We start from the raw sequence: 21820 nt of genomic DNA, 5'->3' as shown, positions 1-21820 counted from the left end.
GTTTTCTCCTTACTGTGCCTGAACACGTAGTTCAGCTGCTGACCGACTACGGTGACCTAATAATGCTTTAACATCGCTAGATTTTGGTTTAACTAATACAAATTGTTTAGCAAAATCTTCCCAATTAGCTAATATTTCTTCGGCCCAAGTAGAGTGAGTTAGTTGTGCGTGCTCCATAATTAAACCACGTAGATGCTCTTCATGAATTGAATAGTCAGCAACATCTAACATTTCGACCAACTCTTTATTGATTCGCTTATGTAAATCACCATCAGTATCTAAAATATAAGCAAAACCACCGGTCATACCTGCACCAAAGTTAACGCCTGTTTTACCTAAAACACAGACAATACCGCCAGTCATATATTCACAGCCATTATCACCAATGCCTTCAACCACACTTATAGCGCCTGAGTTACGCACTGCAAAACGTTCACCTGCTCGGCCAGCAGCAAATAATTTACCTCCAGTGGCACCATACAAACAGGTATTACCAGCAATGGTCGCTTCATGGCTTAAAAATGCCGAACCTTGTGGTGGACGAATGACAATACGACCGCCAGCCATACCTTTACCAACATAGTCGTTGGCATCGCCAGTAAGCGTTAAATCAACACCGCCTGCATTCCATACACCAAAGCTTTGTCCGGCAGTACCGTTGAAATTCAATGAAATAGGGGACGTGACTAAGCCTTGATCGCCATATTTTTTAGCAATATAACCAGATAAAGTTGTACCAACAGAACGATCAGTATTTTGAATGTCAAAGTAGAAACTTTTACTTTGACGATTATCCACTGCTTGTTGTGCTTGGGTTATAATCTCTTTATTCAGCACACCTTTATCAAATGGTTTATTGTCTTCAATACAGTGAACCGGTTTACCTTCTATTGGGGTTGCCGTTTCAAGCAAGCTTGATAGATCCAATTTCTGTTGTTTTGCTGTAATACCATCAAGTTCAAGAAGTAAATCAGTACGACCGATCAAATCAACGATTCGACTAACGCCTAGTTCTGCCATAACTTCTCGCGTATTACGAGCAAGAAAACGGAAGTAGTTCATGGCTTTTTCTGGTAGACCGTGATAATGCTCACTACGCAGTTTTTCATCTTGAGTGGCAACACCGGTTGCACAGTTATTCAGGTGACAAATACGGAGGTATTTACAACCCAATGCCACCATTGGTCCAGTACCAAAACCAAAGCTTTCAGCACCTAAAATTGCCGCTTTAACAATATCGGCACCAGTTTTTAGGCCACCGTCAACTTGTAAGCGTATTTTGTGACGTAAACCATTAGCAACTAATGATTGTTGGGTCTCAACTAGACCAAGTTCCCAAGGAGAGCCGGCATATTTAACCGAAGTTAATGGACTGGCTCCAGTACCACCGTCGTAACCTGAAATAGTGATTAAATCAGCATAGGCTTTGGCAACACCGGTTGCGATAGTACCTACTCCCGGTTCAGAAACTAACTTAACTGAGATCATCGCAGTTGGATTAATCTGTTTCAGATCAAAAATCAATTGCGCTAAGTCTTCAATTGAATAAATATCATGATGCGGCGGTGGTGAAATTAATGTCACACCCGGTACAGAAAAACGTAATTTTGCAATATAAGGTGTTACTTTATCACCTGGTAATTGACCACCTTCACCCGGTTTTGCACCTTGGGCAACTTTGATTTGAATCACGTCAGCACTCATTAAGTAACCCGGTGTTACACCAAATCGGCCGGAAGCCACTTGTTTGATACGTGATACTTTGATGGTGTTATAACGGGCAGGATCTTCACCGCCTTCACCAGAATTAGAAAAACCACCTAAGGTATTCATTGCTTCAGCTAATGATTCATGCGCTTCTGGACTTAATGCACCAATTGACATAGCTGCCGAGTCAAATCGTTTAAATAATGACTCTTCTGGTTCCACCTGATCAAGTGCGATAGCTGCGTTTTCAGGTGGATTAAGTTTTAATAGATCTCGCAAGGTTGCAGCTGGTCGATTATTTACGATATCTACATAGCGCTTGTAATCTGCATAATTACCATTATTTACCGCTTTTTGTAGTGATTGTACTACATCAGGATTGTAAGCATGGTATTCACCACCATGCACAAATTTCAACAATCCACCTTGTTCTAATGGTTTACGCCGTAGCCATGCTTTCTTAGAAAGATTGAACTGATCTTGAGCGAAATCATCAAAATTGGCACCACTAATACGGCTTGTTACCCCTTGGAAGCAAAGTTCAACTACTTCTTCATTTAGACCTACGGCCTCAAATAGTTTAGAACAGCGGTAAGAAGCAACAGTTGAAATGCCCATTTTGGACATGATTTTGTATAAGCCTTTATTAATACCATTGCGATAATTAAGAATTGCTTCTCGATAAGACTTATTCACAGTGCCATTATCTACCATTTGAGCTAGGGTTTCATAGGCTAAATATGGATAGATTGCTGTTGCACCAAAGCCTAGTAAAACGGCGAATTGATGCGGATCTCGACAACTTGCTGTTTCAACAATGATATTGGCATCACAGCGCAAGTTCTTTTCAACTAAACGTTGTTGGACCGCACCAACAGCCATAGGTGCCGGAATTGGCAGGCGATCAGGTGCAATATTTCTATCTGATAAAATCAGTAATACCGTTCCCTCACGAACTTTCTCTTCGGCATCACCACATAATTGTTCAATTGCATCACGTAAACTACCGTCAATTTCATATGTGATATCAAGCGTTTCTGATTTGTAATAACGTGATTCTAAAGTAGTTAATTGTTTAAAATCAGAATGAACCAATACTGGATATTTAAATGCAACCCGATGTGCCTGACCTTCTGCTTCGGCAAATACATTCATCTCACGACCGATACTAGTCGACAGTGACATGACATGTGCTTCGCGTAATGGATCTATCGGTGGATTGGTTACCTGAGCAAATTTTTGTCGGAAGTAATCATAAATTAAGCGCGGACGGCTAGATAACACGGCAAACGGTGTATCATCGCCCATTGAGCCGGTTGCTTCTTGGCCGTTTTCACCCAAAACTCGAATACATTGGTCGAGCTCTTCGGCACTATAACCAAATTGTTTTTGGTAAGTAGCGAGTAAAGTGTCGTCATAATCACGAGAGCCGATATCATCATCTGGAAGATCTTCAAATGGGATCAGACGTTTTACATTTTTAGCCATCCACTCTTTATATGGATGACGTTTTTGTAGATCATTATCGGTTTCTGAAGATTGTAAAATGCGACCTTCTTCAGTATCAATTACCAGTAATTCGCCCGGACCAACTCGCCCTTTGCTGACGACTTCATCGGGTTGATAGTCCCAAATACCGATTTCTGAGGCACAAGTGATGAGTTTATCTGTAGTAATCACATAACGAGCAGGACGTAAACCATTACGGTCTAAGTTACAGGCAGCATAACGACCATCTGACATAACAATACCAGCAGGCCCGTCCCATGGCTCCATATGCATAGAGTTAAAATCAAAGAAAGCACGCAGATCTTCATTCATATCAGGGTTGTTTTGCCATGCAGGTGGTACCAATAGACGCATAGCACGGACAATATCCATACCGCCGACTAAAAATAGTTCCAGCATATTATCTAGCGAGCTTGAATCAGAACCGGTGACATTAACAAACGGTGCCGCATCTTGTAGATCTGGAATCAATGGTGTTTTAAATTTGTAAGATCGCGCTTTTGCCCATTGGCGATTCCCCTCAATGGTATTAATTTCACCATTATGGGCTAAATGTCTAAATGGTTGCGCCAGTGGCCAACGTGGTACAGTATTGGTTGAGAAACGTTGATGGAATAAACAGATTGCGGTTTCCATACGAATATCAGCCAAATCTAAATAGAATCGAGGTAAATCCTTTGGCATACATAAGCCTTTATAGATATTAACCTGATTTGAAAAACTACAGACATAAAACGTATCATCTTGCACTCGTTTTTCAATACGACGGCGAACCATATATAGACGGCGTTCTAAATCGATTTTGGTCCAACCCGCCGGGGCATTGACAAATACTTGTTCAATTCTTGGTAATGATGAGAGTGCGATTTCACCAAGCACACTTTTATCAATTGGTACTTCACGCCAACCTAAAACATATAAGGTTTCTTCTGCTAGCTCCTCTTCGACAATTTTACGGCTAGCTTGAGCTTCTGCTTCATCTTGACTTAAAAATAGCATGCCAACGGCATAATTAGCGGCTAAGCGCCAACCGGCGTCTTCGGCGACTAATCGGAAAAATCGATCAGGTTTTTGCATTAAAAGACCACAGCCATCACCGGTTTTACCATCCGATAATATAGCACCACGGTGTTGCATGCGAGCAAGTCCGTGAATTGCGGTACGCACCACTTTATGACTTGGTTGCCCTTCAATGTGAGCAATTAAACCAAATCCGCAGTTATCTTTTTCATGATGCTGGTTATATAACATATCATTGCCTCAAATTCATCGTTATTATTTTTTGTGAAGGTATAGGCATTAATCCCATATTAGGTGTGAAGGTAATTAAAAATAGGTTTTAGGTCAAATAAATATTATTTATAAGTCAATATTTTAATCACTTAGCCTATATATATTAATGAAGCTTATATCTTATATTAACCAATTGTTTTTATTGGTTTTAAATTTTTTTTAAGATTAAGGCTATTTAATTTAAAAATTTTTTCATAATAAGAATTAATATCTGATTAAAAAAAGTTTGAGGAAAGGGGTTTTTTAACCATAAAAATTGACTATATTTGCTGATTTTTTCCAAAATCAGGGAGTTATAATCACCAGATTTATGCTGTTATAATAGATTATCGATTATTGCTTATAGATGAAATATGCAAACTAAAATTACAATTATAGGTGCTGGAGCTGCAGGGCTTTTTTGTGCTGGTCTGTTGGGACAACAAGGTCATGATGTGACAGTCATTGATAACGGTAAAAAATTAGGTCGTAAAATCTTAATGTCTGGCGGTGGTAAATGTAATTTTACTAACCTAAATGTTGAAGCTACCCATTATATTTCTCAAAATCGCCATTTTTGTAAATCTGCTTTAAAACGGTTTAGCCAATGGGATTTTATCCAACTGGTTAATCAATATGCTATTGCCTATCATGAAAAAGATCATGGTCAGCTATTTTGTGATAATTCAGCGCAAGATATTGTCGATATGTTGGTCAAAGAATGCCAAAAAGGACAAGTTAAATTTATGTTACAAACACAACTTGAAGATGTTGTTGAAGAACAACAAGGATTTAAGTTATCTACTTCACAGGGTTGTGTTTATACAGATAAATTAATTGTGGCGACGGGTGGACAATCTATGCCTGCACTCGGTATGACCGCTATTGGTTATAAAATTGCTGAAAAATTTTCTATCCCAGTTGTGCCTGTAAAAGCAGGGCTAGTGCCGTTTACCTTACATAAACCTTTGTTAGCTGTATTATCGACGTTATCAGGAATTGCTCTACCAGTTGAAGTATCTAATAAACGTATCAGTTTTAAAGAAAACCTACTATTTACTCATCGAGGATTATCTGGGCCAGCCATTTTACAAATCTCCAGTTATTGGCAAGCAGGTGAAGCAATAACGATCAATTTATTGCCTGACGTTGCTTTTGAGGAAGATTTTAAGCCTTTGTTAGATAATAATCGTAATCAAAGTCTTAAAAATTGTTTAGCCCAAATATTACCTAAGCGGTTAATTGAAGCGTTAATGCAACTAAATTTGATTGTTGATTCAACTGTTAAACAGTTAACTCCTACTCAGCAACAAGCGCTGTATCAAACATTAACAACATGGAATGTAATACCAAATGGAACGGAAGGTTATCGCACCGCAGAAGTAACTTTAGGCGGAGTGAGTTGCGATGCGTTATCTTCAAAAACCATGGCCGCACAAAAACAACCTAATCTTTATTTTATTGGTGAGGTTGTTGATGTAGCTGGTTGGCTTGGTGGTTATAATTTCCAATGGGCTTGGAGCAGCGCATTTGCCTGCGCCCAAGCCTTGAGTCAAGTATAATCAACTATCAATAACACCCATTTGGATATGATATTTTTTCACTTTATATTGTAATGTCGTTCGTGAGATATTGAGTAATTTTGCCGCAGTAATAATTTTACCATTGGCTTGATTTAATGCATCAATGATAAGTTGCTTTTCATAGTTTTCAACTTGTTCAGTTAGATTGCCGGTTATCTCTTTAATATTTGGCTTTTCAAGCTTAGCTTCTTCTTGTGAAGAAGGGCTTGGAAGGTCAAATAACTCGTCATCAAGAACAATTTGTTGTAATTCTCCTGGCTCATTTTGTAAAACCATACTACGGACGATAGCATTCTCTAGCATTCGTACATTACCTGGCCATGGAGCTGACATTAATTGCTGCAATGCATGTTCACTGATGCCGCTGATCACCATATTGACATCAGTTTTATGTTTATCGATAAAATATCGTGCCAATACAGGGATATCTTCTTGTCTTTCTCGTAAGGCTGGAAGTTTGATTAAACCAACATTTAATCGATAAAATAGGTCACTGCGCATTTTACCTGATTTTAGCAATTCGGCCGGTGATTCATTCATCGCCGCCACAATTCGCACATCGGCATGTTGCTCTTTATTACCGCCTAACGGCCAATAAGTTTTTTCTTGCAAGAAGCGTAATAGTTTACTTTGCATTTCAAGTGGCATTGCATTAAGTTCATCAAGAAATAAGGTTCCACCATTGGCAAGTTCAAGATAACCTTGACGATTTTCAGCGCCGGTAAAGGCTCCTTTAACCGTCCCAAACAAAGTACTTTCAATCAATGTGGTTGGTAAAGCGCTACAATTTAGTGAAATGAATGCTTTATCGCGGCGTTGACTGGTTTGATGAATTAAGCGAGCAAATAGCTCTTTCCCTGTACCAGTTTCACCAACAATTAATACCGGAACATCATTACTGCCTAGAATATTGGTTTGATCGATAACCTCTTGCATTTTGTTCGACGCAAAAACAATTTCCGGTAGCGGTTGTTCTTTATTGTGATATAACTTTCTATTAAGGCGAAAAACCTGATCTTGTAACTGCCTAACATTGGATATATTTCGTCCTATTTCAACCGCACCGATAATCTCTTTATTATGATTATAAAGCGGTACTGTTGTGTGTTGATAATCAACTAATTTACCTACATGATTATAGTAAGTTTGATAAGTATCTTGATACTCCTTACCATGTAAAGCTTGTAGCATAGTACTATCTTCTTTTTTCAAATTAGGGTAAACTTTAAGCATTGGTTTACCGATGGCTTGCTCCATTGTATAGCCATCCAGTTCTGCGCTTTCCTGATTGTAGTAAATGTATTTACCTTCTTTATCAATAATGGCCATTGGCTGATGTATTAGATCAAAAAAATGTTTAAATATTTCCAATGCTTGTAATAATTCAGGATCAATTATCATGATTCTAAAGCCTTTTAAAAATGGATTATTGTTAAGTATAGCTAGCGTTGATTTAAATATCTTTCAAGTATTACTAAAAATAGTGACAAATTTTCGTCATAAAAACGTATTTCTTACTAAATGACTAGTATTTTATTTGTAATTATTTCGTTAAGATATTGATTATTTGTGTTTTTATAAGTTGGCACGTTGATTGCATTGTAAGTGAGTAATTTTTTACTTACCTTTTTTATGTACTAATTAACTGGAGGTCATATGTCCGACACAATTATGTCAAATTATAACAAATTACGTACCGATCTAATAACAAAAGATCGTCGTTTTAGTGCTCAAAACGGCAAACTTTGTTTTGATGGTGTGAATTTGGAAGAATTAGCCAAGAAATATCCAACACCTTTCTATGTATTTTCTGAAAAAGAAATCGATCGTAATATTCAGGAAATCAAAGATTCGTTCAAAGCTCATCCAAATACTAAGATTTTCTATGCGTCAAAAACCTGTTCAGTAATGGGTGTTCTTAAAGCGATTAAAGATGCGGGTATCTATGCAGAAGCAAACTCAATGTTTGAAGTACGTAAATGTTTAGAAATCGGTTTCCCAGGTAGTCAAATTGTTTTCAACGGTGTGGTTAAAAAACCGGTTGATTTAGAATTTGCAATCCAAAACGATCTTTATATCATCAACGTTGATAGCTTATATGAATTAGATATCATCGATGAAATTTCACGTCGCTTAAAGAAAGTAGCCAATGTTTGTGTGCGTGTTGAACCAAATGTTCCATCAGCAACTCACGCAGAATTAGTTACTGCTTACCACGCTAAATCAGGTATCGATTTAGAACAAGCTGAAGAAACTTGTCGTCGTATTCTTGAAATGCCTTATGTACATTTACGTGGTTTACATATGCACGTGGGTGACCAAGTGCCAGAAGCAGAACCATTTGCTAAAGCAACCAAAGTATTAGTTGATGAATCACGCCGTTTAGAAGAAGTTTTAGGCATTAAATTTGATTTAATCAACGTAGGTGGTGGTATTCCAGTTCCTTATAAATACGATGATGAAAATGGTAATCCATTACAAGACAACATGTATGCTGGTATTACTGCACAAGATTTCGCTGATGCGGTAATTAGTGAAGTTCACAAATGGCGTACAGACGTTGAAATCTGTATCGAACCAGGTCGTAAAGTTACCGGTTCAGCAGGTGTGCTTTTAACTGAAGTTGCTTGTGAAAAACGTAAAACTAACTACGATTTAGACGGTAACATTGAAGAACATGTTGAATGGAAATTTGTTGATGCTGGTTATAGCGTATTATCTGACAGCCAACACTTTGATTGGTTCTTCTATGTTTATGATGCGTCAAAAATTACTGAACAACATGATGAGTACATTAAATTAGCTGGTCCATTATGTGATGGTGGTGACTATTTCCATGTTGGTGTTAAAGGTGAAGAATTCTTATTACCTAAAGATACACAAATTGGCGATATCATTGCTTTCCTTGATGCTGGTGCTTATACCATTGAAAGCCAAACGGTTTATAACAATCGTCCACGTACAGCTGTTGTTATGATCGATAAAGAAGGCAAAGACCGATTGATTCGCCGTGAAGACACTTACGAGGATATGGTTGGATACGACGTGTATTAATCATGAGCTATCTGGGGCACTTAGTGCTCCAGATATTATAATGTGAGGTTATTTTATGAGTGATTCTAAAGATTCAAGTTTACTTGGTATTAAAGACATTGTGTTTATGAATGTCATTGCGATTCTAAGTTTACGTCAAATTCCTAATGTTGCTCCTTATGGAGCGTCAGCAATGGTCCTTTGGCTACTTGCTGCATTTTGTCTGTTTTTCCCATTAGCTATGGTTTGTGGTGAACTTTCTACTGGTTGGCCAAAAGATGGTGGGATATTTGTTTGGGTAAAAGAAGCGTTTGGTAAACGAATTGGCTGGATAGTAGTCGTTTGTTTCCTATTTTCATGCGTGCTTTTCTTCCCACTTATGTTGCAATTTGGTTTTACTGCAATTGGTTACATGTTTAGTCCTGAATTAGCACAGAATCAGGTGTTTATTGGTGTTGGCTCCATGGTGGTATTCTGGATCTTAACATTAATGAATATCAAAGGGATGAAATGGACTAAAATTATAAACAGTGTTAGTGCATGGTTAGGGGTATTTATTCCTGCTGGTATTATCGTGTTATTAGCTATTGTCTGGTTAATGACTGGTCACCCAATGGCAACTGATTATAGCCATGTTAGTGATTGGATTCCGGATTTAAGTAGCTGGGATACTATTGTATTTTTATCAAGCATGATGTTCGCTTTTGCTGGACTTGAAGTGGCACCAATGATTGCTGGTCGTACTCGTAATCCACAACGTGACTTCCCTAAAGCGATGGCTGTATCTGCAATTGTTATTGTGGGTATCTATATGATCGGTACTTGGGCAATTAATACTTTATTACCTGCTGCTGATACCGATATTGTTGCCGGTGTAATGCAAGCGATGGAAGCTGCCGCTCAAGAGTTACATATGCCTTGGTTATTACCTGTAATGGCAATCTGTTTATTCTTTGGTGCATTGGGTCAAATTAACTCATGGTTAGTTGGTCCTATCTATATGTTACAAGAAGCATCAAAAGAAGATAATTTACTTGGCGAACGTATTGGTCGTTTACATCCTGTATATCAAACACCAGCATTTGCTTTAGTTATCCAAGCAATCATTGTAACGGTACTTTGTTTCTCAACATTCGTATCACCAAGTATTGCTGCTGCATATTGGATGTTAACTGCATTAACAACCATTTGTTACTTTATCCCTTATTTAGTGATGTTTATTGCTTACTATCGCTTACGTATTACTCAACCAGATGTACCTCGTAGCTTTAAGATCCCAGGTAAAGTATTACCAATTGTTTTACCAGGTTTAGGATTCTTATCTACATTATTTGCGGTGATCTTAGTCTTTATTCCACCAGCACAAATTGATATGGGTGGATATGTTGAGTATATCGCGAAAATTGTTGGTGGTGCAGTGCTTGCAATTGTGTTAGCTGAATGGATATACCATCGCGCACAAAAACGTAATCGCTTGCAACAACAATAAGATATAGAGGAGTAATTTATGTACAAACCTATATTAGAAATTGATTTAGGTAAATTAAAAGACAATGCTCGTGTTGAAAAAGAGCTATTAGCTAAACACGGCATTGAAGTAATGGCAGTAAATAAAGTCTTTGACGGTTGTGTGGAGACCGCCAAAGCGGTACTTGATGGCGGTATTGATGTTATCGCCGAATCAAGAACCTACAATTTGAAGAAACTTAAAGATGCATTAAATTGTAAAACTTGCCTATTACGCAGCCCTTGTTTAAGTGAAATCAGTGAAGTTGTTAAGTATGCTGATATCAGTTTAAACAGTGAAAAACAAGTTATTCAAGCACTTTCTGATGAAGCGGTAAAACAGCAAAAAGTCCATCAAGTTTTATTAATGGTGGATATGGGTGATTTACGCGAAGGGATTTGGTTTGAACATCTAGACGATATTATTGAAACGGTCAAACTGATCCTTTCTTTACCCGGTGTTGAGCTTTATGGGCTTGGTACTAACTTTAACTGCTATGGAACTGTGCTACCGACAGTGAAAAATGGCGTAGATTTTTTACACATAGCACGCAAAGTAGAAGAAGCTTGTAATATCAAGATCAAATATCTATCTGCTGGTAACTGTACAAGTTACCATCTACTTGATAAAGGGATCTGGCCAGAAGGGCTTAATCACATTCGTATTGGTGGTTTACATGAGTTTGGTATTGAGTATGTCGATATGAAATATCTTGATGAGTTTCATCACTCAAACAAACCTGTCGAGAAAGCTTGTAGTGACATGTATAAATTATATGCACAAGTTATCGAGCTTAATAGTAAACCTACCGTGCCTGTTGGTGAATTAGGTGTTGATGCCTTTTTGAACAGCAAAACCTTTGTTGATCACGGTACTCGTAAACGAGCTTTACTTGCTTTTGGTCGTCAAGATGTGCCGGCGGAAAGCTGTGTACCGGTTAATGATAACATTACGGTATTAGGTCAAACGAGTGATCATACTATCGTTGATATTGAAGATGTTTCTGAAACATTGCGAGTTGGCGATATGATTGTTTTTGAGCTTGATTACACAGCTCTGCTTATGGCTTGCCAAACCAACGGCGTAGAAAAACGATTTGTTTATTAATATATAACTGCTGCTGGGCAACCAGCAGCTATTATTGATTACTAGGCGGTTTACATGGCAACATCAGAACCTCAAGAAAGTCCTTATCCCAGTACTTTAAAGAAAAACTTAAAGAATCGTCATTTATTGATGATTTCATTAGGTGGTTCAATTGGTACCGGATTATTTATTGGTATTGCAGCGCCACTTAGCACGGTTGGGCCTTTAGGGACCATTATCGCGTATCTACTTGCCGGCAGTATTATGCTGTCAACCATGCTTTGCTTAGGTGAACTTTCTTGTGCATTCCCTCATGCAGGGTCTTTCCAGCATTATGCATTAATGTTTATTCCACATCCTATCTGGAGTTATACCATTGGTTGGTTATATTGGCTAAGCTGGGTACTATCTATGGCTGCTGACTTAACAGCGGCGTCTATGATTGCTCATCAAGTTTTTTCCTCTATTCCTATCTACATTCTTAGTCTAATTATTCTAACTGTTATCACTTGTGTTCATTTAACCTCTGTTCGTGCTTTTGGTGAAAGTGAATACTGGTTTTCAACGATTAAAGTATTAGCTATTATTGCGTTTATTGCAGTTGGTATATATCTACTTTATCAACAATATAATCAAACGCATGAGTTACCTACCTTTAAAACCGATCAAGGTTGGTTCCCTAATGGCTTTTTATCCATCTTTGTTTGTATGACTATTGTGACTTATTCATTTCAGGGGGTGGAATTAATTGGTAGTGCCGCCGGTGAAGCGCAATCACCTCAAACGGTATTACCGAAAATTATCACCGGTGTGGCGTTTCGGATAATTTTGTTTTATGTGTTAGCGATTGCCGTGTTAGCACTGGTATATCCCTATGGTACAACACATGATGAAATTAGCCCATTTGTTTGGGTATTCAATAAAGCAGGGATAACCTTTGCATCTTATGCAATGCTGTTTGTTATCTTTTGCGCGGCGATTTCGGCTGCTAATTCGGCGATTTATGCTAGTTCTAGAATGTTATGGTCGATGGCTCAGGATAATTTAGCACCAAAATATTTTTCAGAAGTGAATAAACGTGGCGTGCCAACCAAAGGAATATTGTTTATTGCCATTATTGCTTTAGTTTCGTTATTTTCCAAGTATATCGCAGCTGAAAAATTATACCTCTATTTAGTAGCAAGTACCGGACAAGTTGGTTGTTTTGCGTGGATAATTATTGCTTGGTGTCAGTACCAATTTCGTAAAGGTGTGAATCAAGGTAAATACAGTAAAGATATGATTAAATTTAAATCACCGCTATTTCCTTGGTTAGCGATGATCTCCATTACCGTTAACATTATTATTATTGTTGGCGTATGGTTTGGTGAATCAGGACATTTTATTTTATTATCTGAGGTAATCTTAATTTTTGTTATCTTGAGTTCATACTACTTTTTCAAAAAACGACATTTAAATAATAAATTAAATTAATTTTATTCGTTATTTATGTAATCACCTAAACTCTAAATTAAAGGTGATTACATACTATCAGTGATAACTTTCTCTATCTTTATTTCTATCTGAAAGAGGGCTAGCCTGACTTATTTTAGGAATGCAGCAACGCCAGTAAAAACAACTTGTGCCGCAATCGCTGATATTAATAATCCGGTGAGTTTTGACAAAATGGCAATACCGGTATTTTTTAACACTTTAGCAATGCTTTTGGCACATAGTAACATGGCGTAAATACCACTTGAGGCGATCAATAACGAAAGCGCGCCAATCAGATTTTGCATAATACCAACTGAACTTGTGCCCATTACAATAATTGTACCGATGGATGCCGGCCCCATACATAGCGGTATTGCTAATGGCACGACACTAATATCATCATCATCACTATGAATTTTATTTTTTTCCGGTGAATCATTCATTAAAGCAACAGCGGTAATAAACAGTAATGCTCCCGAGCCAATTCTAAACGCATCGAGTGTAAAACCGAATACACTAAACATGGCATTACCAAAAAAGAATAGCACAATACCAATAATGAACACCGCACACGATGTTTTAAGTGCCGTTTTACGGCGTTGTGCTTCATCATACTGCTTAGTGCCACTTAAAAATGCACTTAGCACAGCTGGTGGCGTCATCAATGCAAATAACTTGGTTGTGGTGGCAAGAATCTCAACAAGATAGTTGTCCATAGTGTTACCTTTTTTTATCACTAGATGTTGCTTGAAATGTGTCAACGATTGTTGGCGGGAATGAACATTTACTATACACATAAAAACGGTCACCATAAAGGTGACCATTTTAATTGGATATATTTTAATTAGTTTATTAAATATGAACCAATTGGAATTAGTTAAGGCGCTCTTTGATACGAGCAGCTTTACCACGAAGTTCGCGTAAGTAGTAAAGTTTAGCTTGACGTACTTGACCACGACGTTTCACAGTAATTGAATCAACAATTGGTGAGTGAGTTTGGAATACTCGTTCAACACCTTCGCCATTCGAAATTTTACGTACTGTAAATGCAGAATGTAAACCACGATTACGAATAGCTATAACTACACCTTCATATGCTTGAAGACGTTTTTTGTTACCTTCAACAACCCATACTTTAACTTCTACCGTATCACCCGGGCGAAAAGACGGGATGTCTTTTTTCATTTGTTCTTGTTCTAATTGCTGAATAATTGCATTTTTCATAATTTTGTCTCTTACTAGTTATACTGAAATATTATTGGCTCGGTTTATCACGATATTCCTGTTGGAATTCAGCGAGTAAACGTTGCTCTTCATCAGTCAGAGCTAGATTTTCAAGAAGATCTTCTCTTCTCAACCAAGTTCGTCCTAGTGATTGTTTTAATCGCCAACGACGAATCGCTTCATGGTGACCAGACATTAATACATCGGGCACCGCCATTCCATCTAACACCTCTGGACGAGTATAGTGAGGGCAATCAAGTAAACCGTTAGCAAAAGAGTCTTCTTCTGCTGATGATTCATGATTTAACACGCCAGGGATAAACCTTGCTAATGCATCAATCATTGTCATCGCCGGTAATTCACCGCCACTTAACACGTAATCCCCAATTGACCATTCTTCATCAATTTCGGTTTGGATAACGCGTTCATCTATACCTTCGTATCGTCCACAAATCAAAATCAATTTTTGATATTGTGACAACTCGCAAACTCCCTGTTGGTTTAATTTGCGCCCTTGTGGGGAAAGATAGATTACTTTAGTATCTTCACCTGCTACAGCTTTGGCTGCATGAATCGCATCTCTAAGTGGTTGTACCATCATTAACATGCCGGGACCACCACCATAAGGTCTATCGTCGACAGTCTTATGCTTATCATGCGCAAAATCGCGCGGGTTCCAATAATCTACTGTTAACAGCCCATTTTTAACGGCTCGACCAGTTACGCCATAACAGGTAATAGCTTGGAACATTTCGGGAAAAAGGCTAATTACGCCAATCCACATATTCTTACCTTACCAATTAAAATGCAGGATCCCAATCGACCACAATCATTTTTGTTGTTAAATCAACTTGTTTAATAAATTGTTCTTCAACAAAAGGGATTAAACGTTCTGTTGCTCCAAATGCATCTTTTAGATTTGCTTTAACAACCAATACATCATTAGAACCGGTTTCCATTAAATCAGTTACCTGACCTAAGTCATAACCATTAACTGTTTTTACTCGACAGCCAATGAGATCTTTCCAATAAAAATCACCTTGATTTAATTCAGGCAATTCTTCTGCATCAACAAATACTTCAGCATTGGTTAACGCATTAGCTTGGTCGCGATCATCAACGCCTTTGAGTTTGACAATCATGTCCTGATTATGCGGTTTAAAGCTCTCTACAATTACTTCTTGCCATTTTCCAGCACGCTGGATATACCAAGGTTTGTAATCAAAAATACTATCTGGAAATTCTGTAAACGAAAAAATTCTGAGCCATCCACGAATGCCGTAGCTTGAACCAAGTTTACCAACAATAATTAGATTCTCAGTATTCATCATCACAGTTACTATTACTTAATTAAGCAGCTTTTTGTGCTTGTTTGATCAATGCATTAACACGATCAGAAACGGTTGCACCTAAACCAACCCAATGATTTACGCGATCAAGATCTAAACGTAATTCTTCTGCTTTACCTTGTGCAATTGGATTAAAAAAGCCAACGCGCTCAATAAAACGACCATCACGTGGGTTACGGCTATCAGTGACAACTACTTGATAAAAAGGGCGCTTTTTAGAGCCACCACGAGCTAAACGAATAGTTACCATAACATCCTCTTAAATTAAAAAATAATCTTTCTTTTGCCCAACATGGACAAAATCAAAGCCCCAGAATTATACTCTTTCTAGCAAAAAGTGCAATGATTGATTGAGTGTGAAAAAGCGTGGTGGATTTAGTTATTGGCAAGTTTTGTTATGAATGAATATAAATTAATCTTTTAACCAATTTATATTATAAATAATAAGCTTAAGCTATGTTGGTTAATTAGCTGAATTATGATATTGCGATAGTTAGCCTTTTAAATAGCTGTTTGCCCAATAATTAAGACTTTTTACGCTTAAATGCGCGAATTAAAACATCAAAAAAACCTAATGATTTAACCATTCTCTGACCATCAACATATACTCGGATAGCTCTTAATACTTGTTTGGGATCTTTAGATGCAAAGGCAAATGTACCATCTTTCTTGGTTTGTATAGAGTAACGTGATATCCATCTTCCTTTAAAAAATACCGATGCAATGACATAATCGACTTCTTCCCAAGGTATTTGAATATATTTGCGCGGATCTCGCTGATGATAAAATTCGAACGCTTTATCGCCAATCATAATATGACCGTATTCTGAAAGTCCTGAAAAAGCAGTCGCTTTTACGGTTAAATCTATTTTGCTATTTAATGACTGAACCATTTAGTTGTTTGTATCCCTGATGCAAATTTGAGTTACTCATTACACCCTTTCTCGATTATTTTGAAAAAAGGGTGATTAATGTTTGAGGAAAGCGACAATTTTTGCTTTAAAAAGTGCTCTCCTCAATTTTTTTAGTCAAAACGATTATTTCTATAAAAGACCAACAACGTGACCAATAATACCGACTAAAAATAGTCCAAGAATAATTAAAATTGGCGATACTTTTTTACGAAGTAACCACATACATAAGAAAGTTAATAATAATGGCACCAGTCCAGGTATTAACTGATCTAAGTTATTTTGTAAGGTGGTGACTTTTTCTTGGTTAAGCGCCAATCCACTTTGCATTTGAATCAATGCTTGGTGAATACCTTCGGCACCAGCTGGAAGGGAATTCCAATCGATAAATGCACCATTATCTAATTTAACCGTTGATACAATTGGTTGGAATTTTATTGAAACCCATCTTTGCACTAATGCTGCTAGTACAAACATCCCCAAGATAGATGCACCTTTGGTGATTTTTTGTAGCAAACCACCACCTAAATTGTCGGTAATTTTTGAACCAGTACGGTACCCGAATTCTTGGGTAAACCACATAAAGCTCCAACGAATAATATTCCAAAATAAGAAGAATAAAATTGGTCCTAAAATGTTACCGCTTAGGGCGAGTGATGCACCAAGTGCGCCGAGCATCGGACGAACAGTAAACCAGAACACAGGATCACCTACACCGGCTAAAGGTCCCATCATTCCCACTTTTACCCCTTGAATTGCAACATCATCAACCGGTGCACCATTAGCTCGTTCTTCTTCTAAGGCTAGAGTTACACCGAGTACTGGTGATGCTAAGTAAGGGTGAGTATTAAAAAATTCTAAATGGCGTTTCAAAGCTGCTGAACGGTCTTCTTTTGTGGTATATAATTTTTTGATAGCGGGAATCATTGAATAGGCCCAACCACCATTTTGCATACGTTCATAATTCCAAGAACCTTGGAGGAAAGTTGAACGCCAAGCTACCGCTAAACGGTCTTTTTTGCTTAATTGAATTCGATCTGTCATGTTCTTCTCCAAGTTCCTAGTAATCATTCAAAATATCATCAAGTGGATCGCCTTTACTTCCACCGTTTGATGAATTGCCACGTTCAGAAAGGTTTATATAAATCAGTGCTAAAGCGATACCTAAGGCACCGAGTGCAATTAAAGTTAATTGTGATATTGCCGCAACCACAAAACCGATAATGAAAAATGGCCAAACTTCGCGGTTTGCCATCATATTGATTACCATAGCATAACCAACGGCAACCACCATTCCACCACCAATAGCCATACCCGTTGTTAACCATTCAGGCATTGCGTTTAACGCTTCTTTGACGGCTTCAGCAGGAATAAATAATAATGCAGCAGCTGGAATAGCAATACGTAGACCTTGTAAACAAACACCTAACATTTGTAGCCATTCTATTTTGCGAATATTACCTTCTTCAGCCGCAGCATCCATTAAGTGTACTAAAGGTACTGCAATTGTTCGCACAATCATAGTTAAAAACAGGCCAGCAACAGCAAGTGGAATTGCGACGGCAATCGCAGTTGATACACCTGCAACACCTTGACCACCAAGCACTAAGATAATCGATGAAGCTACAGCAGCAAGAGCTGCATCAGGTGCTACTGCTGCACCAATATTCGCCCAACCTAATGCAATCATCTGTAATGATCCACCAAGTACGACGCCTGCTTCTAGATTACCTGTTACCAGACCAATTAATGAACAAGCAACCAATGGTTGGTGGAATTGGAATTGATCCAAAATACCTTCCATCCCGGCTAAAAAAGCAATAACTATCACTAGAATGATAGCAACAATTGATAAAGTCATAATAATAACCCCTTAATTAAACTAGTTTTGTTGAGCTAATTCTTGTTTCGCTTTTTTTAATAATTCATCCATATTATCGTTTGAATCATTAGGTACTTTGCGAACATCAAATTTCACATTTTTCGCTTTCAATTTTTCGAATGCGTCAACATCTTGAGCGCTCATTGATAACACTTTGTTGACCATTACTTTGCCAACTGAATGTGCCATTGAACCCACATTTAATGTTTCAATATCGACACCACCGTCTAAAGCTCGCAGTACATCTTCAGGGTTTTCGAACAGTAATAAGGCTTTGGTATTGCCAAAACGCGGATCATGGGCAACTTGAATAATCTTTTTAATTGGCACGACATTAGCTTTAACACCAGGAGGAGCCGCCTCTTCAATTAGTTTTTTCCGTAATTCATCTTTGGCTACTGAATCAGAAACCACGATAATCCGATTAGGATTAGTTGCTTTAGTCCAAGACGTCGCCACCTGACCATGTAATAAGCGCGAATCAACACGAGCTAATACTATTTTCAACTTACCATCACCTAACACAGTACCTTCTGGGATAGTATTTGATTGTTGGTTGTTTACTTGTGGTTTAGCCGCAATTTCAACAGTTGTTCGAATTCCTTCTTGAGCTGACTCTATAATTGCTGCAGCCACTTGTTTGGCACTATCCATGGATAAACGTGATGAATAGGCTTCGATCAGCATGGGAAGGTTCAAGCCAGCAACGATAGCCCAATTTGGGTGTTCGCCACAGAGTGTATTGGCTTGATTAAATGGCGTTCCACCCCATAAATCAACTAAAAACAGTACTTCGTTTTGGTTATCGAAAGTAGCTATTGCTGCTAGCATCCGTTCTTTTAAACTATCTGGACTATCACTTGGGTGCAAGGTAACGGCTTTAACGTTTTCTTGCTCGCCAAATATCATCGTCCCTGATTGTAAAATACCTTCAGCAAACTCACCATGAGTTGCTAGGATAATTCCAACCATAACGTACCTCCTAGGTTTCTATATTATTGCTAATATAAAGTTAATAAAATAAAGCAAAGTAATTTTATTTTAGTTAACAAAATAAGCTATTACCTTGATCTGTATCAAAGATTAATAACAATAATTGTCAACTGATTAAATAATCTTCATTTAACTAACATATAAAAATTATGCCATGCTTTCTAAGACTACTGTTCAATAAGAGAATAAATTAGGTATTATTTTATACTAATGCTTTACGAATGAAGCCATTATTTTGTTCTAGTTTTGTTTTTGCTTGCTGAGCGGTTAGTCCGGCAAGAATCATTAAAATAGCTGTTTTACAATGTTGATTACATTGATTTAACGTTGTTATAGCTGTATCTCGGTTGCAATCGGTGGCTTGCATAACAATTGATATTTGCCTTTCAACAAGCTTAGCATTAGTGGCTTCAACATCAACCATTAAATTACCATAAACTTTGCCGATTTTAATCATACTGGCTGTTGTTAACATATTGAGAATCATCTTTTGTGCAGTGCCGGCTTTCATTCTTGATGAACCGGTAATGACTTCGGCTCCGACAATAGGGGTAATAGCAATATTAGCCAAATTAATCATTGGTGCATTAGGATTGCAACATAAACTTACCACTGTAGCGCCAAGTGATTTTGCATATTGCATGCCGCCAATAACATAAGGTGTGCGCCCACTAGCAGCGATACCAACTAAAATATCTTTAGCACTAAAATTAATATGTTTTAGATCATTAATTGCCAATTCGGGTGAATCTTCTGCATTTTCGACAGCTTTAAATATGGCAGGATGCCCACCAGCGATTAATCCAACCACTTGTTCAGGAGCTGTTCCATAAGTAGGCGGACACTCGCTGGCATCTAAAATTCCCAATCGACCTGAGGTGCCGGCACCAAGGTAAACTAAACGGCCATGATTTAGGAATGCATCGCTAATTGTATCCACGGCATTAGCGATGTAGCTAAGTTGTTTTTCGACTGCAAGTGCTACTTGTTTATCTTCATTATTGATAATTTGCAGAATTTCCAGTGTCGATGCGCAGTCAATATTTTCGCTCGCATTGTTGCGATTCTCAGTAATCATTACTGATAAATTAATGTTTGGCATGTGATTTTAACCCTAACCATACAAAAGCAATAAGAATAGCAAATAGCATACCAAAACCGACGCCAATTGTAATGACTGATAATCCACCAGCGACAGCTAAGGTATAAGCACTTAACATAATCATCATTGCGCTATACTCGCTTAAGTTCTGTATTGAAATAACACTTCCGGCACCGACAAGCTCTTTACCAATTTTTTGAATTAGTGCATTTAATGGCACTAAAAAATAACCGCCTAATGCACCAATCACAACTAATAGTATATAAGAGCTAATCATATGACTTTGTAACGTGAATGCGATGACCGCCAATCCCATTAATATTCCAGCTGGAATACAGCGAAGGGTATTGGATATTGAAACCGTCGCACTAGCAAGCCCTGCGCCAACAACAATACCTATTGCCACAACCGCATTTAGATTTGTTGGCGTTGAATTGTCGGTAATACCTAAAACAAAGGGTACCCAGCTGATTAATAAAAAACGCAGGGTAATACCGGCGCCCCAAAATAGGCTGGTACCAAACAAAGTATAGAGTGCTTGTTTAGTGTTAAAGATGATTTTAAAGGTTTTAGCAAAATCTTTTATCATACTCAAAAACTTCCACTCAATATCTTGTCGAGCAGCAGGTAATTTGGGGATAAAAATATTTGCTATCATCGCCAGCCCATACATAACAACACAAGTAAGCAATGCTAATGTAATATCTAAATCAGCAATATGGCCACCGGCAAGTGAACCAAGTAAAATAGCTGCAATGGTTGACGCTTCTATTAAGCCATTCGCTTTAACTAAATTATCGCCGGAAGTAAGTTCTCCTAAAATACCATATTTTGCTGGCGAGTAACCGGCAGCGCCAACACCGACCAAAAAATAACCTAAAAATGGATTGATATTTAAGCAGATAAGCGCTGCACCTAATAATTTAACCCCATTTGCAATCATCATCGCTTTGCCTTTCGACATACTGTCAGCAAATTGACCAACAAAAGGTGAAAGAAGGATAAAAGGAATTACAAAACCGATTTGCAATGCTGATTGGCTCCATTCTGGATAATGGAGCTGCTTAATAAAAGCAAGGATAGCAAAAAAAATTGCATTGTCAGCAAAGGCTGAAAAAAACTGAGCTAGCATGGTCGCAGCCATGCCAACTGATAACAATGGTTGTTTAGACATATCGAATCCTTGCTG

17 protein-coding genes and 2 pseudogenes are annotated in these 21820 nt (G+C 37.9%); 5 read left to right on the top strand and 14 right to left on the bottom strand.

Annotation, left to right across the window (positions count from 1 at the left end):
- Positions 1-9 precede the first annotated feature (9 nt).
- Positions 10-4467: a glutamate synthase large subunit gene (gene gltB / locus H3U97_RS02745; protein WP_198197986.1), complete on the bottom strand. Its 4458-nt coding sequence runs from the start codon at positions 4465-4467 to the stop codon at positions 10-12.
- 395 nt (positions 4468-4862) lie between these two features.
- Between gltB and H3U97_RS02740 the strand changes: the two genes are divergently transcribed.
- Positions 4863-6050, top strand: a complete 1188-nt coding sequence (locus tag H3U97_RS02740) for an NAD(P)/FAD-dependent oxidoreductase (protein WP_198197984.1) — start codon at positions 4863-4865, stop codon at positions 6048-6050.
- On the opposite strand, the gene H3U97_RS02735 is transcribed toward H3U97_RS02740, so the two are convergent.
- Positions 6051-7472 (bottom strand): sigma-54-dependent Fis family transcriptional regulator, encoded by a 1422-nt coding sequence (locus tag H3U97_RS02735; RefSeq protein WP_198197983.1) that lies wholly within the window; start codon positions 7470-7472, stop codon positions 6051-6053.
- A gap of 255 nt (positions 7473-7727) precedes the next feature.
- Between H3U97_RS02735 and lysA the strand changes: the two genes are divergently transcribed.
- From lysA to H3U97_RS02715, 4 genes are read left to right on the top strand one after another with little or no spacing between them, the layout of a single operon-like run.
- Entirely contained in the window at positions 7728-9125 is a 1398-nt protein-coding gene (lysA, locus tag H3U97_RS02730) for a diaminopimelate decarboxylase (RefSeq protein WP_034900801.1), read from the top strand.
- 55 nt (positions 9126-9180) lie between these two features.
- Positions 9181-10593 (top strand): APC family permease, encoded by a 1413-nt coding sequence (locus H3U97_RS02725; protein ID WP_198197981.1) that lies wholly within the window; start codon positions 9181-9183, stop codon positions 10591-10593.
- 18 nt (positions 10594-10611) lie between these two features.
- Positions 10612-11718 (top strand): alanine/ornithine racemase family PLP-dependent enzyme, encoded by a 1107-nt coding sequence (locus tag H3U97_RS02720; RefSeq protein ID WP_198197979.1) that lies wholly within the window; start codon positions 10612-10614, stop codon positions 11716-11718.
- A gap of 54 nt (positions 11719-11772) precedes the next feature.
- Positions 11773-13170, top strand: a complete 1398-nt coding sequence (locus H3U97_RS02715; RefSeq protein ID WP_198197977.1) for an amino acid permease — start codon at positions 11773-11775, stop codon at positions 13168-13170.
- A 110-nt stretch (positions 13171-13280) separates the two neighbouring features.
- Here H3U97_RS02715 and H3U97_RS02710 read toward each other — a convergent pair whose 3' ends face one another.
- The 12 genes and pseudogenes from H3U97_RS02710 to lplT all read right to left on the bottom strand — a co-directional run bounded on the left by H3U97_RS02710 (position 13281) and on the right by lplT (position 21805).
- Entirely contained in the window at positions 13281-13886 is a 606-nt protein-coding gene (locus tag H3U97_RS02710) for a MarC family protein (protein WP_086365369.1), read from the bottom strand.
- 157 nt (positions 13887-14043) lie between these two features.
- On the bottom strand, positions 14044-14394 hold the full coding sequence (gene rplS, locus H3U97_RS02705; protein WP_034900792.1) for a 50S ribosomal protein L19: 351 nt from the start codon (positions 14392-14394) through the stop codon (positions 14044-14046).
- A 31-nt stretch (positions 14395-14425) separates the two neighbouring features.
- Entirely contained in the window at positions 14426-15178 is a 753-nt protein-coding gene (gene trmD / locus H3U97_RS02700) for a tRNA (guanosine(37)-N1)-methyltransferase TrmD (RefSeq protein ID WP_065577644.1), read from the bottom strand.
- Positions 15179-15194: 16 nt separating this feature from the next.
- Complete coding sequence (gene rimM / locus H3U97_RS02695) at positions 15195-15725, bottom strand: ribosome maturation factor RimM (protein ID WP_065651530.1); 531 nt, start codon at positions 15723-15725, stop codon at positions 15195-15197.
- 19 nt (positions 15726-15744) lie between these two features.
- On the bottom strand, positions 15745-15993 hold the full coding sequence (gene rpsP / locus H3U97_RS02690) for a 30S ribosomal protein S16 (protein WP_034900786.1): 249 nt from the start codon (positions 15991-15993) through the stop codon (positions 15745-15747).
- A 274-nt stretch (positions 15994-16267) separates the two neighbouring features.
- Positions 16268-16636 carry a DUF956 family protein gene (locus H3U97_RS02685; protein ID WP_065577642.1) on the bottom strand — a complete coding sequence of 123 codons (369 nt, stop codon included), beginning with the start codon at positions 16634-16636 and terminating at the stop codon, positions 16268-16270.
- Between the two features lie 150 nt (positions 16637-16786).
- Positions 16787-17698: a PTS system mannose/fructose/sorbose family transporter subunit IID gene (locus H3U97_RS02680; RefSeq protein ID WP_065651528.1), complete on the bottom strand. Its 912-nt coding sequence runs from the start codon at positions 17696-17698 to the stop codon at positions 16787-16789.
- Positions 17699-17714: 16 nt separating this feature from the next.
- The gene (locus H3U97_RS02675) at positions 17715-18515 is read right to left on the bottom strand and encodes a PTS mannose/fructose/sorbose transporter subunit IIC (protein WP_065577640.1); all 801 of its coding nucleotides are present in this window, start codon (positions 18513-18515) and stop codon (positions 17715-17717) included.
- A gap of 21 nt (positions 18516-18536) precedes the next feature.
- A pseudogene (locus tag H3U97_RS11550) lies at positions 18537-19076 on the bottom strand (PTS system mannose/fructose/N-acetylgalactosamine-transporter subunit IIB); the annotation flags it as partial.
- A gap of 65 nt (positions 19077-19141) precedes the next feature.
- Positions 19142-19508: pseudogene (locus tag H3U97_RS11545) on the bottom strand (PTS sugar transporter subunit IIA); the annotation flags it as partial.
- 223 nt (positions 19509-19731) lie between these two features.
- The gene (murQ, locus tag H3U97_RS02665) at positions 19732-20631 is read right to left on the bottom strand and encodes an N-acetylmuramic acid 6-phosphate etherase (protein ID WP_232343717.1); all 900 of its coding nucleotides are present in this window, start codon (positions 20629-20631) and stop codon (positions 19732-19734) included.
- Complete coding sequence (lplT, locus tag H3U97_RS02660; RefSeq protein ID WP_198197972.1) at positions 20618-21805, bottom strand: lysophospholipid transporter LplT; 1188 nt, start codon at positions 21803-21805, stop codon at positions 20618-20620. Before lplT ends, murQ begins: the two co-directional genes overlap by 14 nt.
- Positions 21806-21820 lie beyond the last annotated feature (15 nt).

It is taken from the genome of Gilliamella sp. W8128 (assembly GCF_016100545.1).
GTDB classification, from domain to species: domain Bacteria; phylum Pseudomonadota; class Gammaproteobacteria; order Enterobacterales; family Orbaceae; genus Gilliamella; species Gilliamella apis.
The sequence above is the reverse complement of the archived record's forward strand: the minus strand, read 5'-3'. Positions and strand labels throughout refer to the sequence as shown.